14 protein-coding genes and 1 pseudogene are annotated in these 18269 nt (G+C 56.6%); 5 read left to right on the top strand and 10 right to left on the bottom strand.

Features of this window, described 5'->3' with window-relative positions:
* Positions 1 to 40: 40 nt before the first annotated feature.
* From ACSQ2A_RS17555 to ACSQ2A_RS17545, 3 genes are all read right to left on the bottom strand, one after another.
* Positions 41 to 727 carry an NUDIX hydrolase gene (locus tag ACSQ2A_RS17555; protein ID WP_436073279.1) on the bottom strand — a complete coding sequence of 229 codons (687 nt, stop codon included), beginning with the start codon at positions 725 to 727 and terminating at the stop codon, positions 41 to 43.
* Positions 728 to 796: 69 nt separating this feature from the next.
* Positions 797 to 1816: a ketol-acid reductoisomerase gene (gene ilvC, locus ACSQ2A_RS17550; RefSeq protein WP_436073278.1), complete on the bottom strand. Its 1020-nt coding sequence runs from the start codon at positions 1814 to 1816 to the stop codon at positions 797 to 799.
* Between the two features lie 25 nt (positions 1817 to 1841).
* A complete protein-coding gene (locus ACSQ2A_RS17545; RefSeq protein WP_291417102.1) occupies positions 1842 to 2489 on the bottom strand; it encodes a TetR/AcrR family transcriptional regulator in 648 nt (215 codons plus the stop codon).
* Positions 2490 to 2792: 303 nt separating this feature from the next.
* Between ACSQ2A_RS17545 and ACSQ2A_RS17540 the strand changes: the two genes are divergently transcribed.
* The 4 genes from ACSQ2A_RS17540 (at position 2793) to ACSQ2A_RS17525 (ending at position 7272) form a co-directional block, all read left to right on the top strand.
* On the top strand, positions 2793 to 5360 hold the full coding sequence (locus ACSQ2A_RS17540) for a hypothetical protein (protein ID WP_436073277.1): 2568 nt from the start codon (positions 2793 to 2795) through the stop codon (positions 5358 to 5360).
* 252 nt (positions 5361 to 5612) lie between these two features.
* Positions 5613 to 6071 (top strand): hypothetical protein, encoded by a 459-nt coding sequence (locus ACSQ2A_RS17535; RefSeq protein WP_436073276.1) that lies wholly within the window; start codon positions 5613 to 5615, stop codon positions 6069 to 6071.
* Positions 6068 to 6415 (top strand): hypothetical protein, encoded by a 348-nt coding sequence (locus tag ACSQ2A_RS17530; protein WP_436073275.1) that lies wholly within the window; start codon positions 6068 to 6070, stop codon positions 6413 to 6415. The genes ACSQ2A_RS17535 and ACSQ2A_RS17530 overlap by 4 nt, the downstream gene beginning before the upstream one ends.
* A 44-nt stretch (positions 6416 to 6459) precedes the next feature.
* On the top strand, positions 6460 to 7272 hold the full coding sequence (locus ACSQ2A_RS17525; RefSeq protein ID WP_436073274.1) for an NYN domain-containing protein: 813 nt from the start codon (positions 6460 to 6462) through the stop codon (positions 7270 to 7272).
* A 130-nt stretch (positions 7273 to 7402) separates the two neighbouring features.
* On the opposite strand, the gene ACSQ2A_RS17520 is transcribed toward ACSQ2A_RS17525, so the two are convergent.
* From ACSQ2A_RS17520 to ACSQ2A_RS17500, 5 genes and pseudogenes are all read right to left on the bottom strand, one after another.
* Positions 7403 to 8695 (bottom strand): DUF3644 domain-containing protein, encoded by a 1293-nt coding sequence (locus ACSQ2A_RS17520; protein WP_436073273.1) that lies wholly within the window; start codon positions 8693 to 8695, stop codon positions 7403 to 7405.
* 56 nt (positions 8696 to 8751) lie between these two features.
* Positions 8752 to 9345, bottom strand: coding sequence for a hypothetical protein (locus ACSQ2A_RS17515; RefSeq protein ID WP_436073272.1), 594 nt, complete (start codon positions 9343 to 9345; stop codon positions 8752 to 8754).
* Positions 9346 to 9362: 17 nt separating this feature from the next.
* Complete coding sequence (locus ACSQ2A_RS17510) at positions 9363 to 10727, bottom strand: SH3 domain-containing protein (protein ID WP_436073590.1); 1365 nt, start codon at positions 10725 to 10727, stop codon at positions 9363 to 9365.
* Positions 10728 to 10835: 108 nt separating this feature from the next.
* Positions 10836 to 11000, bottom strand: a pseudogene (locus ACSQ2A_RS17505) (DUF4236 domain-containing protein); the annotation flags it as partial.
* Positions 11001 to 11942: 942 nt separating this feature from the next.
* The gene (locus ACSQ2A_RS17500; RefSeq protein WP_436073271.1) at positions 11943 to 12347 is read right to left on the bottom strand and encodes a hypothetical protein; all 405 of its coding nucleotides are present in this window, start codon (positions 12345 to 12347) and stop codon (positions 11943 to 11945) included.
* Between the two features lie 177 nt (positions 12348 to 12524).
* Between ACSQ2A_RS17500 and ACSQ2A_RS17495 the strand changes: the two genes are divergently transcribed.
* Complete coding sequence (locus ACSQ2A_RS17495) at positions 12525 to 13307, top strand: SOS response-associated peptidase (protein WP_436073589.1); 783 nt, start codon at positions 12525 to 12527, stop codon at positions 13305 to 13307.
* Here ACSQ2A_RS17495 and dinB read toward each other — a convergent pair.
* Positions 13304 to 14374 carry a DNA polymerase IV gene (gene dinB, locus ACSQ2A_RS17490; protein ID WP_436073270.1) on the bottom strand — a complete coding sequence of 357 codons (1071 nt, stop codon included), beginning with the start codon at positions 14372 to 14374 and terminating at the stop codon, positions 13304 to 13306. The two genes, ACSQ2A_RS17495 and dinB, sit on opposite strands and share 4 nt — an antisense overlap.
* 445 nt (positions 14375 to 14819) lie before the next feature.
* Positions 14820 to 18140 carry an error-prone DNA polymerase gene (locus tag ACSQ2A_RS17485; protein ID WP_436073269.1) on the bottom strand — a complete coding sequence of 1107 codons (3321 nt, stop codon included), beginning with the start codon at positions 18138 to 18140 and terminating at the stop codon, positions 14820 to 14822.
* Between the last annotated feature and the right edge of the window lie 129 nt (positions 18141 to 18269).

The following is an 18269-nucleotide window of genomic DNA, read 5'->3' as shown; positions in this document are numbered from 1 at the left end:
ATACTGTTCTAAAGCGAAATCTTGCCGTCCTGCCAAACGTCTAGCAGCTCCGCCGTATAGGCATCACCTGTCCCCTGCCCGCCGCATCGGAAGCGCGTCGGATCGCCACGACATCGGCGAGCTCGCGGTGCTCTTGCTTGTCGAGAGTGCCCCGAATCTCGGTCAACAACTCCTCCGCCGTAGCATCGAAGTGAAAAGCCCTACCAACCGAAACGCGCGGACCATCGAGCACGGCAATCAAATTGCCAAGGCGCGCATCGGCGACCTTAAGCCCCGTTTCTTCTTCGAGCTCGATTTCCGTCGAACGGGCGACATCGACCCGCCCATCTTCCAGCACGTCCCGCGGCTCCAGCGAACCACCCGGCGGATAGATTCGCCCCGCATTGGCGGTGTCCTCGCCCATCACACCGAGAACAAGAAAACCGTCGGCTGACACGATCAGGGCCGAGCCAAAGAGATTGCGAATCCCCATCTCCGGAAATCCAACCTCGCGCCAGGTCAGAAAGGCCGAAAACGCATCCTCCCGCGCTTCGGAGCGCAAGATGCCGTCATCGCCCATGATCGGCGGCGACACGCCCAAAATCCGGCCATCCCAAATATGCGGATTGGCTTCCAGCATCGCCGCCCATCGCCCCGACACCGACGCGCGCAGGTCATCCGGCATTGGCCAAGCTCCCGGCACGAAACGGATATCGACGCCATTGATGGGAAGGACGCTGATGCTCATGAAGACCTGCTCTGCGTGGAAAAGAAAACGGGGGCCGAAGCCCCCGTCTCTAATTGCCAATTATGGCGATTAGTTCTTCGCCTTGTCGACCAGCGCGCCGGCCTTGATCCAGGGCATCATGTCGCGCAGCTTGTGACCGACAGCTTCGATCTGGTGCTCGTCGGCGAGGCGACGGGTAGCCTTGAAGCGCGAGCCGCCGGCCTTGATCTCCTGCATCCATTCCGAAGTGAACTTGCCCGACTGGATGTCGTGCAGAACGCGCTTCATCTCGGCCTTGGTTTCCGAGGTGATGATGCGCGGACCGGTGACATATTCACCCCACTCGGCCGTGTTCGAGATCGAGTAGTTCATGTTGGCGATGCCGCCCTGGTAGATCAGGTCGACGATCAGCTTCACTTCGTGCAAGCACTCGAAGTAAGCCATTTCCGGAGCGTAGCCGGCTTCCACCAGCGTTTCGAAGCCGGCGCGGATCAGTTCGACGAGACCGCCGCAAAGCACGGCCTGTTCGCCGAAGAGGTCGGTTTCGCACTCTTCACGGAAGTTGGTTTCGATGACGCCCGAACGGCCGCCGCCAACGCCCGATGCGTAGGCGAGAGCGATGTCATGGGCATTGCCCGAAGCGTCGTGGTGCACGGCGATCAGGCACGGCACGCCGCCACCCTTCTGGTATTCGCCGCGAACGGTGTGGCCCGGGCCCTTCGGCGCGATCATGATCACGTCGACGGTGGACTTGGGTTCGATCAGGTTGAAGTGCACGTTGAGGCCGTGGGCAAACGCGAGCGCGGCGCCGTCACGAATATTGGGCTCGATGTCCTTCTTGTAGATATCGGCCTGCAGTTCGTCGGGTGTCAGCAGCATGATGACGTCGGCCCAGGCGGAAGCCTCGGCAACCGACATGACCTTCAGGCCTTCGCTCTCGGCCTTCTTGGCCGACGGCGAGCCCGGACGCAGGCCAACGGCGACATTGGTCACGCCGGAATCGCGCAGGTTCAGCACATGCGCGTGGCCCTGCGAGCCGTAGCCGATGATGGCAACCTTGCGGGACTTGATGATGTTGATATCGGCATCACGATCGTAATAGACGCGCATGGGAATCTCCCCTCAGTAGCGAATTTTAGGTATTGGCCTTGGCCCCGTGGAGGGCCAGGAATTGATCCGTCGCGGCCTTAACATCGGCTTCGATATTGGCTTCGACATTGGATTGAGTCAGGCTCTTGTCGCCGAGCAGCAGACGGATCTGCACATCGCGAACAACAAGGCCGAAAAAGATACGATAAGCGTCTTCGCTCGAATTGAAGCGCAGGAGCCGCGCATCGCGCGCCGCCTCCAGAATGGGTTTTAGCCGCCGCCGGATCGCCATCGGCCCGTTTTCGAGCACGATGTTCCCAAGGCTGTCCTTTTCCTGGGCAGCATGGGTAATGGCGGTACGGTTCAGCGTGATCGACACTTCACCGATAATGGTGGTGAGTAAGTCCCGCGCAAACTGCTCAAGGCTTTCGCGCAGCACTTTCGCGCTGAGATGGCTGCGGTCCACATGCGGCATGCGCACTTTTGCGGCCTGCCACTGCACGGTCGCGGTAAGGAGACCATCGCGATCGCCGAACCACTTGTAGAGTGTTTCCTTGGAGCACGAAGCGCGCCGCGCCACGGCCGTCATGGTCAGTCCGTCGCCATTCTCGACCAAGAGATCGAGCGCAGCCGTCAGCACCGCCTGCTGGCGAGGCGTGAAGGTCTCTTCGCTGATCTTGATGGGCAAAGGCACTGGTCGTTCCCCGCACAGCCATAGCCGAACGCTTTCGGCAATTTCCGTCCGCAGGCGTACCGTACGGTACGGTTCCGCGCAAGGGGGATTTTTGGATTTGGAGCGGATTTTGGTGTAGGAGTCCGGTGACATCCCGAGTCTGGGCCGCCTATTCCCAACATACGCCCGTTGGCATTCCGAGTCTGACTTTTACGCTCTCAAAAATGCCAGCCGTGACGGGAACACCTAGTTTGCCGGCCACAGCATGACAACGTGCTCCAGTTGCCGCTAAATTATTAGCGCGTGGCTTCAGGTGGATATTGCATGGCCGAATTAACAGCCGTTGTCAGACTGCGTCCTGCTCGAGTGGCTTTGCTGGTCACCCCGGGAGATCGAACTTCGATCATCAAGTTCATGAGGCTTTCTGCCTGCATGTGGGGTGGCAAATATAACCCGATCATTCCCGTCTTTCGAAAGCCACCAAAGGCATGGGCTTCGGACTTCCCCGGTGACATCTCCGGGTTCGAAATCACAAAGGGATACGTCGAGTTCTTTGAGCCCGATGCTTTCGTTGAGGCACAGCCCGGCTTACTCGAGAAAGCTGGACTGGCCGCTTTGAAGGACACCCCCTTTGGCGGGCGGGTATTTGCTCTTGATGAAGTGCTGGCTCCACAGCCACACAAAGATTGGGCGGAATTGCATGTAGGCCTTTCCGTAATTGATTGCTTCAGGGACGCTTATCGGACCGAACAGCGATTTCACCGGCGCCATGCCGGTTCCGCAATGACAGTTGCATCTGCACCGAGCTCAGGTTTGGCGGAGGCGCTGTTTGGCGTTTATCCCGATCTCCCCACCGCGAGCTACTTTTCAGAGCAATTTCAAGAAGTTTACGAGCCTGAAGCGCTTCCTTGCTCACCAGAAGCCTGGCGGCACGTTATGTTCAATAAGGTCGCCACACCTTTATCCGTTACCTCGCACACGATCAGACCTCAGCGGACTTGGGAAGACGACGTAAAAATCTTTGTTTTCGACCCAGGTCAGACGGTCGATCTTATTGATCTATGGAACTTGCGGAGTCAGCCGGCACCGATAGTCCCCGTTCCGCTGTCTTGGTTGCCAGAGCTTGTTGCTGATATGCAGCAGATCATTACCGAAGAGTACCGTCCGCTCCAGGGCAATCCTAACGGGATCATGCGAAATGCCACGCTCGAGTTTTCTCGTAGCGTCAGTAATCAAGCATGCCAAAAAGCCCTCGATCTGCTGCAACCAGGCCTCCCGAGTTCAAAAGATCAGTTCGGCACTCTCTCCGTAAAAAACTACCGCGACCGAATATGGGATAAGCCTGGGGGCGGTATGATGAACCCGCCAACGCGTATCATCCTGGATGTTGAAGAGAAGCGGATCACGTTGGATGTACGGGAAACTGACTCCAAAACCGCTCGTTATGATGTTCTGAAGCCGTCGTTTGCTTCCTCATACGGCTCCGCACAGATCCGCTGGGTGAACAGCGTGAAGGTTGCCAACTACGGTGCCGCAGATCTCGCGACGATCTACCCGTTCAATACGTTCGATAGGAGCCAACCTCGGTTGGCTTTTGGCGCAGATGACATATTGATCGGATCTGAAGGCTGGAGCTTCAGTCACCGGTACAGCGGCGTCAACGAACTCATTCAGTTCCAGACCCAACAGCAGGCGATCCTGGGATTTCTCGAAAGATCGGGAATGACTCCTCGACTCTCAGAGCCAGGCCACATTGCGCGGCAGATTGTCGATCAGTTGGGTGGACTGTGGGGAACGCGCCTTATTGCGGATGCCAAAACTCTGAATCTCATGAATGACATGGCGGGTGGTATACGCCGCCGCCAGAACGGGTCCGAAGAAACCTTTGAACAGTTTGATCCGCGGTCGCGCGATGCAAAAACGTGGGTTGAGGTCCTCAACGCTCGTAACAAGAGGTCGTACAATAACTGGACAATCGAGCATCTGACAAAGGCGAACATTCTAACCCTTGGCTTGGAAACCCAATGCACCAATTGCATGCACCGCAACTGGGACACCGTTGATCGCTTGAGTTATCAGCTGACCTGCCGACGGTGTCTTAAGCCATACGAGTTTCCTCAGGGAGCGAGGTCGGTAGAGCGTGCTTGGACCTATCGTGTTTCGGGTCCTTTCTCCGTTTCAGACTACGCAAAAGGCGCCTATGGGGCCGTCCTTGCCCTGCAATCCCTCAGCGAACTGGATTCCAACTTTCGTTCGATCAACTTCATCACTGCCGTGGAAATGGAACGCGGCGGCAAAAAATACGAGGCTGACTACATTGCCTTTCATGAGCCAGACCGATTCGGCAGACAGGATGCTCCAACGCTCATAATCGGGGAGGCAAAATCCTTCGGACAGGGGGACCTCATCAAGCCAAAGGATATTGAGAAGCTCAAAGAGTTGGCACTCAACTTCCCAGGCGCGCTCCTCACTGTCTCAGTTCTCAAAAACGAGTTCAGCGATGGAGAGAAGGGATTACTCAAGAAGCTTGTCAGGTGGAGCCGAAAACTTGCCCCTGATGGAGGGCCTCGGAACGCTGTTCTGCTGCTTACAGGACACGAGCTTTTGCGCGAGCCTGGCCCGATTAGCAACACTTGGAAAGACGTCGGTGGCAGACACGCTGAGTTCGCCGATTTTCATTCAACCAGGGTTCTGCGCGACATTGCCGAGTCAAGCATTCAGATCCATCTCGAAATGCCGAGCTTCGAGGAAGAACGACGACAGGCCTGGAACAGGCGACAACGCAAAGGCCCGAACGACTTTCCGAGAATGCCTGGCCAATGGGGCATTATGCTGCATTCTATGTCGGGGCCAACTACTGTCGCTTCCGGCGATGAGACGGCAGCTGAATAAGACAACGAGACGCAAGCTTTGATACAAGACCGCCCGGCTTCACTGGTCACTGATCCACGCTACGAGAGACCCCCACTGCCCTATTTGCTGGACTGGTCGCCCGTACCGGAGTTGGTCCGGGCCTCGATCGAGGATCTGATCGGACCTCAGCCAATCACTGGAGAGCTGGCATCGATATCGAGTGAACGCGTTTGGGGCCAGGTGCCTGAAGTCGAACAGCAGTTCTATCGAGATCGCGGCACGGAGTTCCAGATGATCTCGATCGTTGCGAGCACGATCTTCGTTGAGAAACGCGACGATGTTTCGGTCGTCACGCCATTTGCGCTTTCACTGATCCCGGCGTCCAAACGGGGGCATGTGGATATCTCCAATATAGATTTCGTGGCGCACGTGGCCGACAATCAGGGTAGCCGCGACACAGCTTATATTGGGTACAATCCCTTCTCAGGCGACTGGGCAATGTATGGTCCCACTAGTGTCGTGAGCAGCGTCGACAACGGTCACTTGGATGAAGTTGGCCTGATCGTAGGCAGATATCATCTAGCCACAGACCATGATCCGGATGACATCCTGAGCCTTGGCGTTGGGATGCCCAACCAGAAGCTGACCGCCAAATACAATCGCAAGCGGTCGGACCTGATGCCCAGCCATTCCGACGCGTGGAGGCACGGCGAATTTGGGGTGCAGAAAGCCCCATTGAGCTGTTCTTGATCCAGTATCTGGCACTCCACGGTTACCACCCGTCGATACAGATGCTGATAATGGATGACGGCTCGGTTTACCCATCCTGGTACCACCTCTGGAAAGACCTTGAGATACGGCATGCTCCAGGATTGGTAACCGAGGCCGATCTCTTCTTTGAGGACCAACGGTTGGCGGTATTTTGCGACGGTGCCCATCATTTGCGTCGAAAGCAGCGTCTTAAGGACGAAGCCATCGTTGCCTCGCTTCGCGACCTAGGCATTCGGTCCGTGCGCATTCCTGGTTCACTCATAAACTTCAATATTGAGTCAGCCGGCGCAACGGTCTTGCAAGCCCTGAATGACGGCCCGTAGAATCGAGCTACGCTCTGTGTGGTCTTCAAGGGAGCGTTGCCATCGTGCGTATCGACCAGTCACGGAGCTATATCTTTATCGACGGCAACAACTTGCAATCGACGATGCGGGATATCGCGGCGGAGTTCTTCGAAGGTAGGACGATCGACGTTGATTGGGAAAAGCTGAAGGGCGACCATCGCAAGGCCTACTACTACGATGCGGTTCCACTTCAGTTGTCAGAGGAAAGTGACACGGACTATCGCGCTCGGGTTGAACCGAAGCTCGAGTATCTCAAGCACATAGAGCGTCAAAGCGGCTTTCACGTGCGGACCGGCGACGCTGTCTCCCGGCGGCGTCAGGGACTTCAACAGAAGATGGTCGACGTCCAACTCGCCGTGGACGCACTTTCAATGGCCAGCAGAGGCCTTTTTACGTCATGCACTTTTGTGATCGGTGATTTGGATTTCCGGCCGCTCATCGTTGCCTTGGTTGAGATGGGTATCGACGTAGAGCTGATTTTTCCGCCCGGCCGCGCGAACGATTTCCTACTTGCGGCGGCCGACCGGGTCAATGCTCTCGACGTAATGCAAGCTTTTCACTGGATGCGGAATGACTGCCCCCTCACCCGATGGGCGCCGCAATCATTTTCCAGCATGAGCAACGCGATTCCAGATCGGCCGATCGTGAGAAGGTGGGAAGATGAAGCGTATGGCAGTTGCCTCATACTCAAAGAGGATGACCACAGGTTTATGCTCTACAGCTCGAAGGACCCGCGGGGTCAACAATATCGAAGGTTGGAAATGCGGGCCGGCAACGAAGCCATTCTGCGAGGTGCAGCCCTGGCTCGCTACGACTTGATTGTTCCTAAGGGATAACTCTCCGGCGGTACCTATTGCAGAGGCTGTGCCGTACTAGCTCCCCTTTGAAGATCAACGGAAGCGAAAATGCCCAGGCGTCCGTACAACGGACACCTGACCCGCGGGGGAAGAGCCGCAGCTGAACTGATCAACGGAATCGATCGCCCTCGCCATCACAGAAGGCGGTGACCCTTTCCAGCCACTTATCGTACCAGACCCAGCTGCCCTTGTAGTCTCCTGCGCCACCAAAGCCTTCGTTACCGCCATCTTTGGCGTCGATGCTCTGCCAGAGTTCGGTATGGTCCTGCATCCTGAATTTCGGGAAACCGGCCGCTCTCACCTTGGCGACGATCTCGCTCGGAGGATAGCGCTTCTGGTTCACTTCCTTGAACACTATGCGACCAACCTGTTCGGCATCGGCACTGCCCGCCTTGACGAATTCGATGGCAGAATCCGCTGCACCAGGCCGCTTCGCTGCGATGGGAACGAAGGCGATTTTCATTCGGTACGCGGGGTCGTCCATTTGCTCCTGGGTCAACGTCGCCTCAAAGGCATCGATGCAGGTGGCGATATGTGTTGGCAGTCCGGACGCCTTCTTGAGGACCGATCGCTGATCAGCGCCGAAATTAACGAACTGCAGCGCAATTGGGAGCCGCTTCTCCAAGCCGTACTGGGCACCGAATTCCTGCTTCATCACGTCGTTGAAGTTGATGGCGCAGGCCTGCAGCTTTGCGCCGAGGGCGTCATCGATGCGGTTCGTCGAGCGATGCTCAATCTCGTGCCGAATGGTCAGGAGGAATTCGAGGTTCTTGGCCACTGCGCCTTTCGCAGGACAGTTGCCCTGCTTCAGGCAATGGCCGAGCTCCCAATATTTTTCGGCGCCTTCCTTCGTCGTCTCGCCGGCATAGCGATAGTCGACGCCGTCCCGCTTGAACCAGGCATGGAGCAGATAGGTCCAGGCGATGACTGCGGTCACGATGAACAGTTCAGCGCGAAACGTCAGGCCCGCTGAATTGAAGACGTGGACCGCTGCAATCATGGATTCGCGTGCTTTGATCAGCAGCTCGTCGCCACGACGGCTGAGACCCGTATCGTGGTCGACGTCCGGCCAGGCGGCGATGAAGGCATCCAACTCGGCCTCGTCCGCGGCCTTGACGTCCTTGTGCTTGATGGCGTTGCGGATCTCGCCAATCAGGCGATGGTTCACCGTTCTGCTTGGGCGAGTGAAATAGGCCAGGATGTCCTGATCGTTGGTAAAACTACCTCCCCGCGCGATCATGGCCTTGACGACCCCGACCTCCCATTTGTCCAGGGTATTGCCGGCCCGACGCTGCACCTTTCGCTTCGGCTTCTCCTCGGCGACGACAGGGACAACCAAATCCTCCACCATAACCAAGAGCTGCAAAGCCCCTTCCGGATTGGCGTGCTCGTTGGGCATCATGCTTTATCCTCTCCCGCCATGCTGCCAATGGGCGGCCTCCGCAAGCGTTTCTTGCCTCAGTCCGAGACATCTTCCTTGTCCCAGCGGACTTTGCCAAAAATATCCTCGAGACCTGAATTCATGGCGAGCAGCGTCCCGTCCTTAATCCGATCAAGGGTCAACAGCCCCGCCCGCTCGAAGATGAACCAGATTCGGCGCTCCGCCCGCGAAAGCCAGATCTGGGTCGCTAGAAGTCGCCTGCTCATCAGCCGACAATCTTCGCCGTCCAGATCGCCAGGCCACGCGCCGTCATGGAACCATCGGTGCACGAAGTGGTCGCGCTTAGCCTTTATCCACCTCAGGTAACTGATGTCGCTCTGCACGATTCCATGCTTGTCGAGTATCTTGATGAGGGAACCGAGCGTCGAGCCCTGGAGCAATTCCCGCTTTGCGAGGAACAGCTCCCAGCGATCGGCGTCTTCGCCGAGCCTGTTGTGCACCTTTAAGCGGTCGCACATTTGCATGGCGCTGATGAGCATTTCCTCGAACTGTCCGACGGCAAGGTAAGCGCCCGCCATTTCTTGGCAGTAAAGGAACCTGCCAATGTCGTCCTCGGACATTCCCTGAATGATTCCAATGAGCTGTTCCTTCGTCATATCAGGACGAAACAAGGGTAAATCCTCTCGATTCAGCGCGCCTCGAACGTGGAGTTTGCCATCCAACCGTCCGTGTCTGCGTCAATGCGAACTCGACTCCAACTTCCGCCAGGGTCCACGAGCAGGACCTGTGTCTCCTCAGGCACCACCATAATCACAGCGAACTGGGTGCTGGGTCCAGACCGGAGGTTCACGTCGGTCGTCGTATAACGCAGCAAGGATGGATCGGGCACCGGGTCGGTCGGGAGATCCATTCCGGCGGGATCGATATCGACCGCTGCCTCGATCGGAAGTGAAACGGCAGGCGAAGGTTCTCCGTTCAGAACAGGGGCGGTTTCTACCGCGGGGGGAGCACTGGATGATGCTGCGACGACGGGCAGCGGGAGCGCGGTTGAACTGGTGGTGCCGGGTCGCAAGACATTGGCAAGGAGCGTAGCGCAGGCGACGACGCCGACCACAGCCAACACCTTGCCGACTCGTGGGGACCGCCTCTCGGCCACCTCTAAAATCGGCCTCGCTGCGACATCGTTCGCGGGGGCAGGAATTGCCTGCGCCAAGCGTTGCCTTGGCAAAGCCGATAGCATTCGACGTCCTTGCTCAAAGCCAGCCACCACGCCGGTCCTCGAAAACTCGACCAATTCGTTCAGACCGCTGCTGCTCGTCAAATGCATGGTCTCGTAGAGGCAGATCGGTATCTGTCGGTTATTTTTGAAGCGTCGATCTGGTCCGCCGCTCTTATTCGGATGCTGCCAAGTTTGACCGACTATGCTGGCATCGCGGGGCACGGCCTCGGACTCGATGAATCGGGAGTCCTGCCACCTCAAGTTCAAGTCGGCGTAATTCACCGCCCCTACCCGACTGCCGTCCAGCACCAGCACGATATCTGGCATGAAAAAAAGTATCTGCCTGCCCACCTGTATCGAAGGAGGGGTCAGATTGCTCTTGATGACGCTGGGAAGCTTGTAAGCGAGCGTTGTTGCCTTTCTGCGTACGAGATGAGATGCGCCAGCGTTGCGCTTCCACGTCGTCAGGCTCTGTACGGCACCGCCGGCTTCGATGTGCCATTTGCCAGCACAACCGCTCAAGGCATCGAAACCCTCCGCAAGGCTCCTGTATGCAAACTCTGCATCGCCATCCAGCTCATAGTAGAGAACGGTCGTCCTGCGATAGGAATCCAACCATCTGCCAACCATCACCGCCACGAGGGCGATGGCCGCCCAGAGGATGAGACCGGGCCCACCCATAGCCAGCATACCGATGACGCCGACCGCAGACGCGACCCAGAACAGGGCCATGGACATACGTAGCTGACGAGTTTTGGCGTTGATCTCGTCGAGCAGTTCCGAGAAGGACTCATCGCGCATGTGCATGACATCGCCGGAGTCGACTTCGATCATGACGACGTCGTCGTTGCCAATCGTCGGACTTGGCGACACAGCCACGCTTGAGGGAGTTGACGAGCGCCGGTCCTGGCCGGCTCGTCCTAGCGTTGCCCGGTAGTAAAGCCCTCCACGTCCTGCATGTATGTAATGGCCGCGTGGCCCGGTTCCGATCCGAAGACCTTTAACGCCGACCGATACACCGACCCCGGAGTTGGAGAAGTTAAAGCGGAACGGGCCAGCTGAAACCGATTGTCGAATATAGAATGGCAAATGCGCCCCCGCACACATTTCGCGACTAGTCCTCGCAACCCGTGTTACATCGGGTACCAGTCGAAGGCCAATATTGAGCACCAGAGGCCATAGAGCAAGCGGGTTGAAGGTACAGCGATAGGTTCTGCGACTGCCGTTCGTTGTCGACCAGCTTGTTCGAAAGCGTAGCCCTCCAATTTACACACCCATAGACTTCCGCATCACGCCTTCCAACGTGCCTGAAGATTCCCGATAACCTGATCAGAACCTAATCCGCCCTGCCCCGAGGAGCCGTTGCAGAAGAGACCGCTCTTAGCATTACCTTGGATCGATGCTTTGAGTTGAATGAGCACAACAGCGATGAGGTGTTAATTGCCAACTAGAGTTGGCTGTCTAGGTGTCAATTGCCAGCCCTGTTCAGCAATGGAAGCGATCCCGCACTTATCCCGAATCGCCAGGTTCTGCGAGCATTCCTTCGTATTCGAGCTTGCAATCGCCATCCAGGATGGCCGAAGGAAGCGGCAATTGCCCGGTACAGAGTGTCAGGAGTGAATGCCACCACACACATTGAGAACTACGCCATTCATGCAGGAACTGCCAATTGCCATCTCAATTGCTCAACGCAGCTGTCAATTGGCGGCTGCATCGGTCGACAGCGGCGATTCTCGGCTCGCCACACCTGAAGTTCACGTCGCCATTTGGAGATGGCAATTTCCGACCAGGTTGACTGACGTAGGGGGTAATTAGGTTACCGAATAGGCTGATGCAGAGGTTTTTCCCTCCTGCCTCAAGATGACGCTCCAGGAGGACTGGAATTGCCACCCAGGATAACCGAGGGGGCTGGGAATTGACTGCTCCCATCATTGAGGTGGCGATTTAGGCCCCTTTGCCAACTTACCTTTGCCGGCTGGACAAATTTAGTCGTCTTGCAGATGTGAGAAAGCCCGATAGTACGTCGCCGCTTTTGGGACAACCAGTTGCTCAGAATTCCTTTTTGGGAGTGCTCAAAAAAGCACCAGACTCATAGTTTTTGCGGACGTAATTGATCGTATCCACCAGCGTTACTAGCAAAGCATTTTGATCGGTCTGCGGATCTTGAGCTATTTTGATGAGCAAATCGGCAAGGACTGCTGACCCACCTATGTTCCGCCCGCGAAGAGTCGGCTGGCGAGTTCCTCGTCCGGCGGTGTCCTTGACCTCAACATCGCCAAAAGCTTCGTCAAGAATACGGAAGGCTGTAGCAACACTGTCCTTTGACGCCTTCAGATCTTTCAGCAATGCGTCGGTTGTCACCTTTTTGTCCGCAGACGCATGGAATGCTCCCACTTTCGCAAGCACCAGAAGCTCACCAAGCGTTGCATAGGGTTTGAAAACGTTTCGGTGCATCCCACCTCTCCGGCCACAAACCTTCTTACGGGCAACTTCCTTGCGATTTGGTTCAATGACTTGTCCACGACGAGGATCATGCTTGAATGCTATCCCGTCCGAGATTACGGCGAACTCCGACTTGACCTCTTACTCACACCGCACGAGTTTGTTGGGGCAACGAGTACCGCCGACGACATGTGCAATCTTTACAGCCATACCTCGAACCGCCAAGCGATCCTGGATTTCGTACAAGACGTGACCCGGATTGCGGATGGGGTAGGAAATCTGGAACCCCAGACCGGAATCTTTCCGGACTATCCGGCGCCGATTGTGCGGAACACTTCGTCAGGACGAGAACTGGCCAAGGTGCGTTGGGGGCTGCCGTCCAGTGCCAAGGCGCTCTATGACTCAGCAGCAAAACGGGCCGACAAACTTCGTGCCAAGGGCCAAGATGTCGACTTCGACAAGCTGCTGAAAATGGAGCCTGATAGCGGGACCACCAATGTGAGGAACATCCGCTCGGAGACAGGCCGTTGGAATCCCCATTGGAACCGCTGGCTCGGCGTGGAAAATCGCTGCGTGGTGCCATTCACATCGTTCAGCGAGTTCGACAACACTGCGGACGAGGCGGGGAAGAAGAACGGCGACACATGGTTCGCTCTTGACGAGACGCGGCCTCTGGCATTCTTCGCGGGAATCTGGATTTCGGACTGGGAGGGTGTCCGGAAAATCAAAAATGGTCTGGAGAAAAATCTGGACCTCTTCGGCTTTCTCACCTGTGCACCAAATGATGTCGTGGGGTCGATTCACATGAAAGCCATGCCCGTCATTCTCACGACGCCAGCCGAAGTAGAGACATGGCTGACCGCGCCAAAGGAGGAGGCCATTGATCTGCAACGCCCCCTACCCGATGGTGTCCTCAAAATCGTGTCAGTGGGCAAAAAGGAAGATCCACCAAGAGATGTGGTAGCCGACTAAAGCGTCAATTCGATCTGGGCGCCATCCGCTTCGTTCAGGCCTACGAAGTTGGAGAGCGTGACACCCAGCAAACGCACGGGCTTTTCTGACGGGAACTGTCTTGTCAGGAGTTCTTGCACAAGCGCCCTCAGGTCGCCGATCGACCGGATTAGCGTCTGCTGGCTACGTGATCGAGTGATCTGCTCAAAGTCGCTGAATTTGACTTTCAACGTGACCGTCCTGGCGCGAAGGCCACGTTTATCAGTGGCTGACCACACTTTCTCGATTAGAGGCTGCGTTAAAGTTGCGGCATTCTCGATGTCGGAAATATCCTCGATAAAGGTATCTTCGGCCCCAACAGACTTGCGTTCGCGGTTGGGCTTGACCTCGCGGTCATCAATGCCACGGCTAAGCTTAAACCAATATTCCGCTGACGTGCCGAAGCGATCGGCCAACTGCTCTATGGTTAAGGAGGCCAGATCGGCTCCCGTCTCGATGCCATGGGCGTGCATTTTGGCCGCGGTCGCCGGGCCAACGCCGTGAAATTTTTGAATGGGCAGCGTCGCGACGAAACTTTGGCCCCTACTTGGTGGAATGACGAAGTAGTTGTTGGGCTTCCGGTAGCCACTGGCCATTTTTGCGAGAAATTTGTTGTAGCTGATGCCGGCTGACGAGTTGAGTCCAGTCCCCTCTTTGATCTTAGCCCGGATCGCGTTGGCGATGTCGGTCGCGACAGGGATGCCCTGCTTGTTTTGGGTGACGTCCAAATAGGCCTCGTCCAACGAGAGCGGCTCGATCAGATCTGTGTGCTCAGCAAAAATTTCTCGGATTTGAGCCGACACCGCACGATAGACGTCAAATCTGGGCGGCACAAAAATAAGGCTTGAGCATTTTCGGAGAGCGGTCACCGAAGGCATCGCGGAGTAGACGCCGAATGCTCGCGCCTCATAGCTGGCCGCAGCCACGACGCCGCGTTTCGCGCCGAACCCCACCGCGACCGGCTTACCCCGAAGTTCGGGATTATCGCGTTGCTCAACGGAGGCATAGAAGGCATCCATGTCTACGTGAATGATTTTTTTGACGGTCATCGATCAGTCCTCATGACCCCGGTTTGGCTCAACACTTCGACAAGGCTTGTCAGCATTCATCGTCCGAACTTCCGTCCACCCTTGCGTTTGCCGATCCAGGGCATCTCGCCAGCGATGTGGGCCGCTCGCGTTCTCTGAAGGGTGATGAGCTCATCGGGTGGAACAGGCACTGTTCCAGAACCATGTGTGCCCGAGAACTCAGGGCGTTTGCCCGCGTGCCCAAGTGCAAAGGTTGGGTGGCGCCAACCACAAATCGAGCACCTTAGTCGACCGGCCAGGTAGTCGCGCCCATGGTAGAAATCAAAGCCCCAGCCAAGATGTAAAGCAAGCAGATCGAGTGCCAGCTGAGCATCGTGGCTGCAGACCCAATAATGTGAGCAATAGGCATGGATGGCGCGGTGTGTGTCCTCGAAATCCCGCAGCGTCCGGATTGGCCGCATTTGCATCAGTGAAAATTCCTACCGGCCGGCAAAGCGTCGAGCAGCCGCTTTGCGACGGCAGCTTGATATTGTTCCTGTTCTCGGTTGCGCCCCTTTGGACCTCCGGTCTTGCCCTCGTCGGCTCTGGCAATGGTGCGGTCGCCGATCGAAACTCCGCCAGCGATGGCAGCCATGTTCGCTGTAAGGTCGACAAATTTCTCGGCGATGACATGTATGACGATACCTTCGCGTTGCAGCTTCCCCTGGACCCCGAGGACTCGGGCGCCAAGAACCACACGACGGTTCGCCTCAAAGACTTTTGGCCAAACGATAATGTTTACGACACCGGTCTCGTCTTCGAGGGTGGCAAAAATTACTCCGCTTGCGGTTCCTGGCCGTTGCCTCACCAGTACAAGCCCCGCGACATTGACGCGTCGACCCGGTTCCGCAGTTCTCAAATCGTCCGCAACGACAACTCGGCGTGACGACAGATTTTCACGCAGGAAGCTCATCGGATGAGCTTTCAGTGAGATCGACAGCGATCGATAATCGTGGATGACTTCTTCACCCAAAAGCATTGGCGGTAAGTGGCCCTCTTCGTCCCTCATCGACGCGGGTGGGCCGGCCGCAGCGAAGAGTGGGAGCGTTTCCGCACCGTGATTGCCAATCAACCCGCGGATCGTCCACGCAGCATCCCTGCGCGATAGTCCCAGAGACTGAAATGCATCAGCTTCTGCCAAGGCGATCAGAACATTTGGCGATAGACCTGTTCGCAGCCAGAGATCCCGGATGCTGTCGTAGCCACCGCGTCGCCGAGCAATGATCAAATTGGCATGGTCTTTCCGAAGGCCGCCGACGAGATTAAATCCGAGCCGAACTGCCATGTTACCCCAAATATCGTCCAACATTTCGGCATGGCGGGGGGCCAGTGTCAGCCCGGTTTGATTGGTCTGCTCCATGACGACCTCAAGGTCTGAGAGATTGATATCGACCGGTCGGATGTCCACGCCGTGAGCTTGGGCGTCGCTGACAATTTGGGCGGGGGCGTAGAATCCCATCGGTTGCGAGTTCAAGAGCGATGCGGCGAATACATCTGGGTAGTGGCATTTGAGCCAGCAGGACACATAGACCAGGAGGGCAAAGCTGGCGGCATGGGACTCCGGAAAACCATAGCTCCCGAATCCTTCGATCTGACGGAAACAGGATTCGGCAAACTCCTTCTGGTAGCCCCGCTCAAGCATGCCATTTATGAATTTGTCTTTGAAAATGCCGACGCCACCTGTGCGTTTGAAGGTGGCCATGGCACGCCTGAGCTTATCGGCTTCTCCAGGTGTGAAGCCGCCAGCAACAATAGCGATCTTCATTGCCTGTTCTTGAAACAGAGGAACGCCGTATGTCTTCTTGAGCACGTGTTCTAGCTCGGGGGACGGATATACGGTTGGCTCAAGCCCCTGCCTACGCTTCAAGTATGGGTGCACCATGTCGCCCTGGATTGGCCCAGGACGGACGATCGCGACCTCGATGACGAGGTCGTAGAACTCAGCGGGCTTGAGCCTCGGCAGCATTGACATTTGCGCCCGGCTCTCGATCTGGAACACGCCAATCGTGTCAGCACGATGGGTCATCCGATAGACCCGAGGATCCTCTTGAGGCACCGTCGCTAGCGTCAGGCTCTGCCCATAGTGTTGTCGAATAAGTTGGAAGGCGCGCCGGATGCAGCTGAGCATGCCAAGCGCCAAGACGTCGACTTTGAGAATGCCAAGCTCGTCGAGGTCGTCCTTATTCCATTCGATTACTGTCCTATCTTCCATCGCGGCGTTCGAGATAGGCACAAGATGGTCGAGACGGTCGCGGGTGATCACAAAGCCGCCCGCGTGCTGGCCGAGATGGCGTGGAAAGCCATATAGATCGCCAGCAATCTTCATCACGATCGCGATGGTGGGGTCTTCAGGGTCGATACCAATCTGTCGCATCCGCTCTTCGGGGATATCGATGCTGCCCCAACCCCAGTTCAGCTTGCTGATCATGCCGATCGTATCGTCGCTCAGCCCAAACACCTTCCCAACATCACGGATCGCTCCTTTTGCCCGGTAGGTTATGACATTGGCTGTCAGGCCGGCGCGATGGCGCCCATATTTCTGATAAATGTATTGCATCACCTCTTCGCGCCGCTCGTGCTCAAAGTCGACGTCGATATCAGGGGGCTCATCCCGTTCGGTGGAGACGAAGCGCTCGAAGAGAAGGTCGACCAACATCGGATCGACCTCGGTGATGCCGAGGCAGAAGCAAACTGCTGAATTGGCTGCCGATCCCCTGCCCTGACAAAGAATTCCACGTTCCTGCCGAGCGAAACGGACAATGTCCTGCACCGTAAGAAAATAGGGTGCGTAACCCATCTGCCCGATCAAGCCCAGCTCGTGGGATAGCCCCTTTTCGACCTTGGCTGGAACACCGTCAGGGTAGCGTGATCGCGCCCCTTCATAACTTAACCGCTCAAGCGTTTGCTGTGCGGTCTCACCATTGCCGACTGTCTCCTCCGGATAAATGTATCTGAGTTGATCCAGACTGAAGGAAATCAGCGAAAGGAAGCGGTTGGTCTCAGCAATTGCGGTGGGATGAGACCTGAAGAGACCAAACATCTCAAAAGGCGGTTGAATGTACCTCTCGGCATTCGGTGCCAGACGAAAACCAGCAGTTTCGATGGTAACATGCTCGCGGATGCAGGTCAGCACATCCTGCACCTCTCTCCGATTTGGCACATGGTACAGAGGATCCATAGACGCAAGCAGGTTGACGCCCGCTGTCCGAGCCGTTCGAGCAAGATGATTGAGCCTGGCAGTATCTCGACCATCATATCGGTAGCAGGCAGCCAACCAAACGCGGCCAGGAGCTGCTTCCTGGAGCCAGCCAGCAATGCCTCCGTCCTCCTCGATCTGATTTTCTCGCGGGACGACGATCATCAGTTGGCCGGCGGAATGGGCGAGGAGATCCTCTCTGGTCAGCTCGCAGTTACCCTTTTCTGTTCGACGATTTCCTAGGGTCAACATCGCGCTTAACCTGCCGTAAGCCTCGCGATTTGTTGGGTAGACGGCGATATCCGGAGTTCCATCAGAAAAGGCGATGCGCGAGCCCACGACTAGGCGAAAGCCTGGGTTTTTATCCGCCAAGTCTCGGGCCGCAGCGAAGGCTCGAACGACTCCAGAGAGGCTGTTCCTATCGCAAATGCCGATCCCTGATAGGCCTAAGCCAGCAGCCTGACCTACCATTTCGAACGGGTGAGAGGCTCCACGAAGAAACGAAAAATTGGTGGCCGCGAGCAGTTCGGCATATCTGATGGACTGTTGCATCGGCAAAATACAGCTGACTCAAGTTAGTGGTGGTTCCCTATTTGTTCTCACTCGAATGCGTGAGAGGTCAAGGCCATTCCAGGTCGGCATCTAACTGGTGGATAACCGGTGCATAACGTCGCCCAAATG

The sequence above is a fragment of the Devosia sp. LjRoot3 genome (assembly GCF_964252865.1).
Classification (GTDB): Bacteria; Pseudomonadota; Alphaproteobacteria; order Rhizobiales; family Devosiaceae; genus Devosia.
The sequence above is the reverse complement of the archived record's forward strand: the minus strand, read 5'-3'. Positions and strand labels throughout refer to the sequence as shown.

Bases quoted from the DNA above. Each gene is read 5' to 3' on its own strand.
- ACSQ2A_RS17555 (WP_436073279.1), bottom strand. From the start codon at position 727: ATGAGCATCAGCGTCCTTCCCATCAATGGCGTCGATATCCGTTTCGTG.
- ilvC (WP_436073278.1), bottom strand. From the start codon at position 1,816: ATGCGCGTCTATTACGATCGTGATGCCGATATCAACATCATCAAGTCC.
- ACSQ2A_RS17540 (WP_436073277.1), top strand. From the start codon at position 2,793: ATGGCCGAATTAACAGCCGTTGTCAGACTGCGTCCTGCTCGAGTGGCT.
- ACSQ2A_RS17535 (WP_436073276.1), top strand. From the start codon at position 5,613: ATGATCTCGATCGTTGCGAGCACGATCTTCGTTGAGAAACGCGACGAT.
- ACSQ2A_RS17520 (WP_436073273.1), bottom strand. From the start codon at position 8,695: ATGATGCCCAACGAGCACGCCAATCCGGAAGGGGCTTTGCAGCTCTTG.
- ACSQ2A_RS17510 (WP_436073590.1), bottom strand. From the start codon at position 10,727: ATGATCGAAGTCGACTCCGGCGATGTCATGCACATGCGCGATGAGTCC.
- ACSQ2A_RS17500 (WP_436073271.1), bottom strand. From the start codon at position 12,347: ATGCACCGAAACGTTTTCAAACCCTATGCAACGCTTGGTGAGCTTCTG.
- ACSQ2A_RS17495 (WP_436073589.1), top strand. From the start codon at position 12,525: ATGTGCAATCTTTACAGCCATACCTCGAACCGCCAAGCGATCCTGGAT.
- dinB (WP_436073270.1), bottom strand. From the start codon at position 14,374: ATGACCGTCAAAAAAATCATTCACGTAGACATGGATGCCTTCTATGCC.
- ACSQ2A_RS17485 (WP_436073269.1), bottom strand. From the start codon at position 18,140: ATGCAACAGTCCATCAGATATGCCGAACTGCTCGCGGCCACCAATTTT.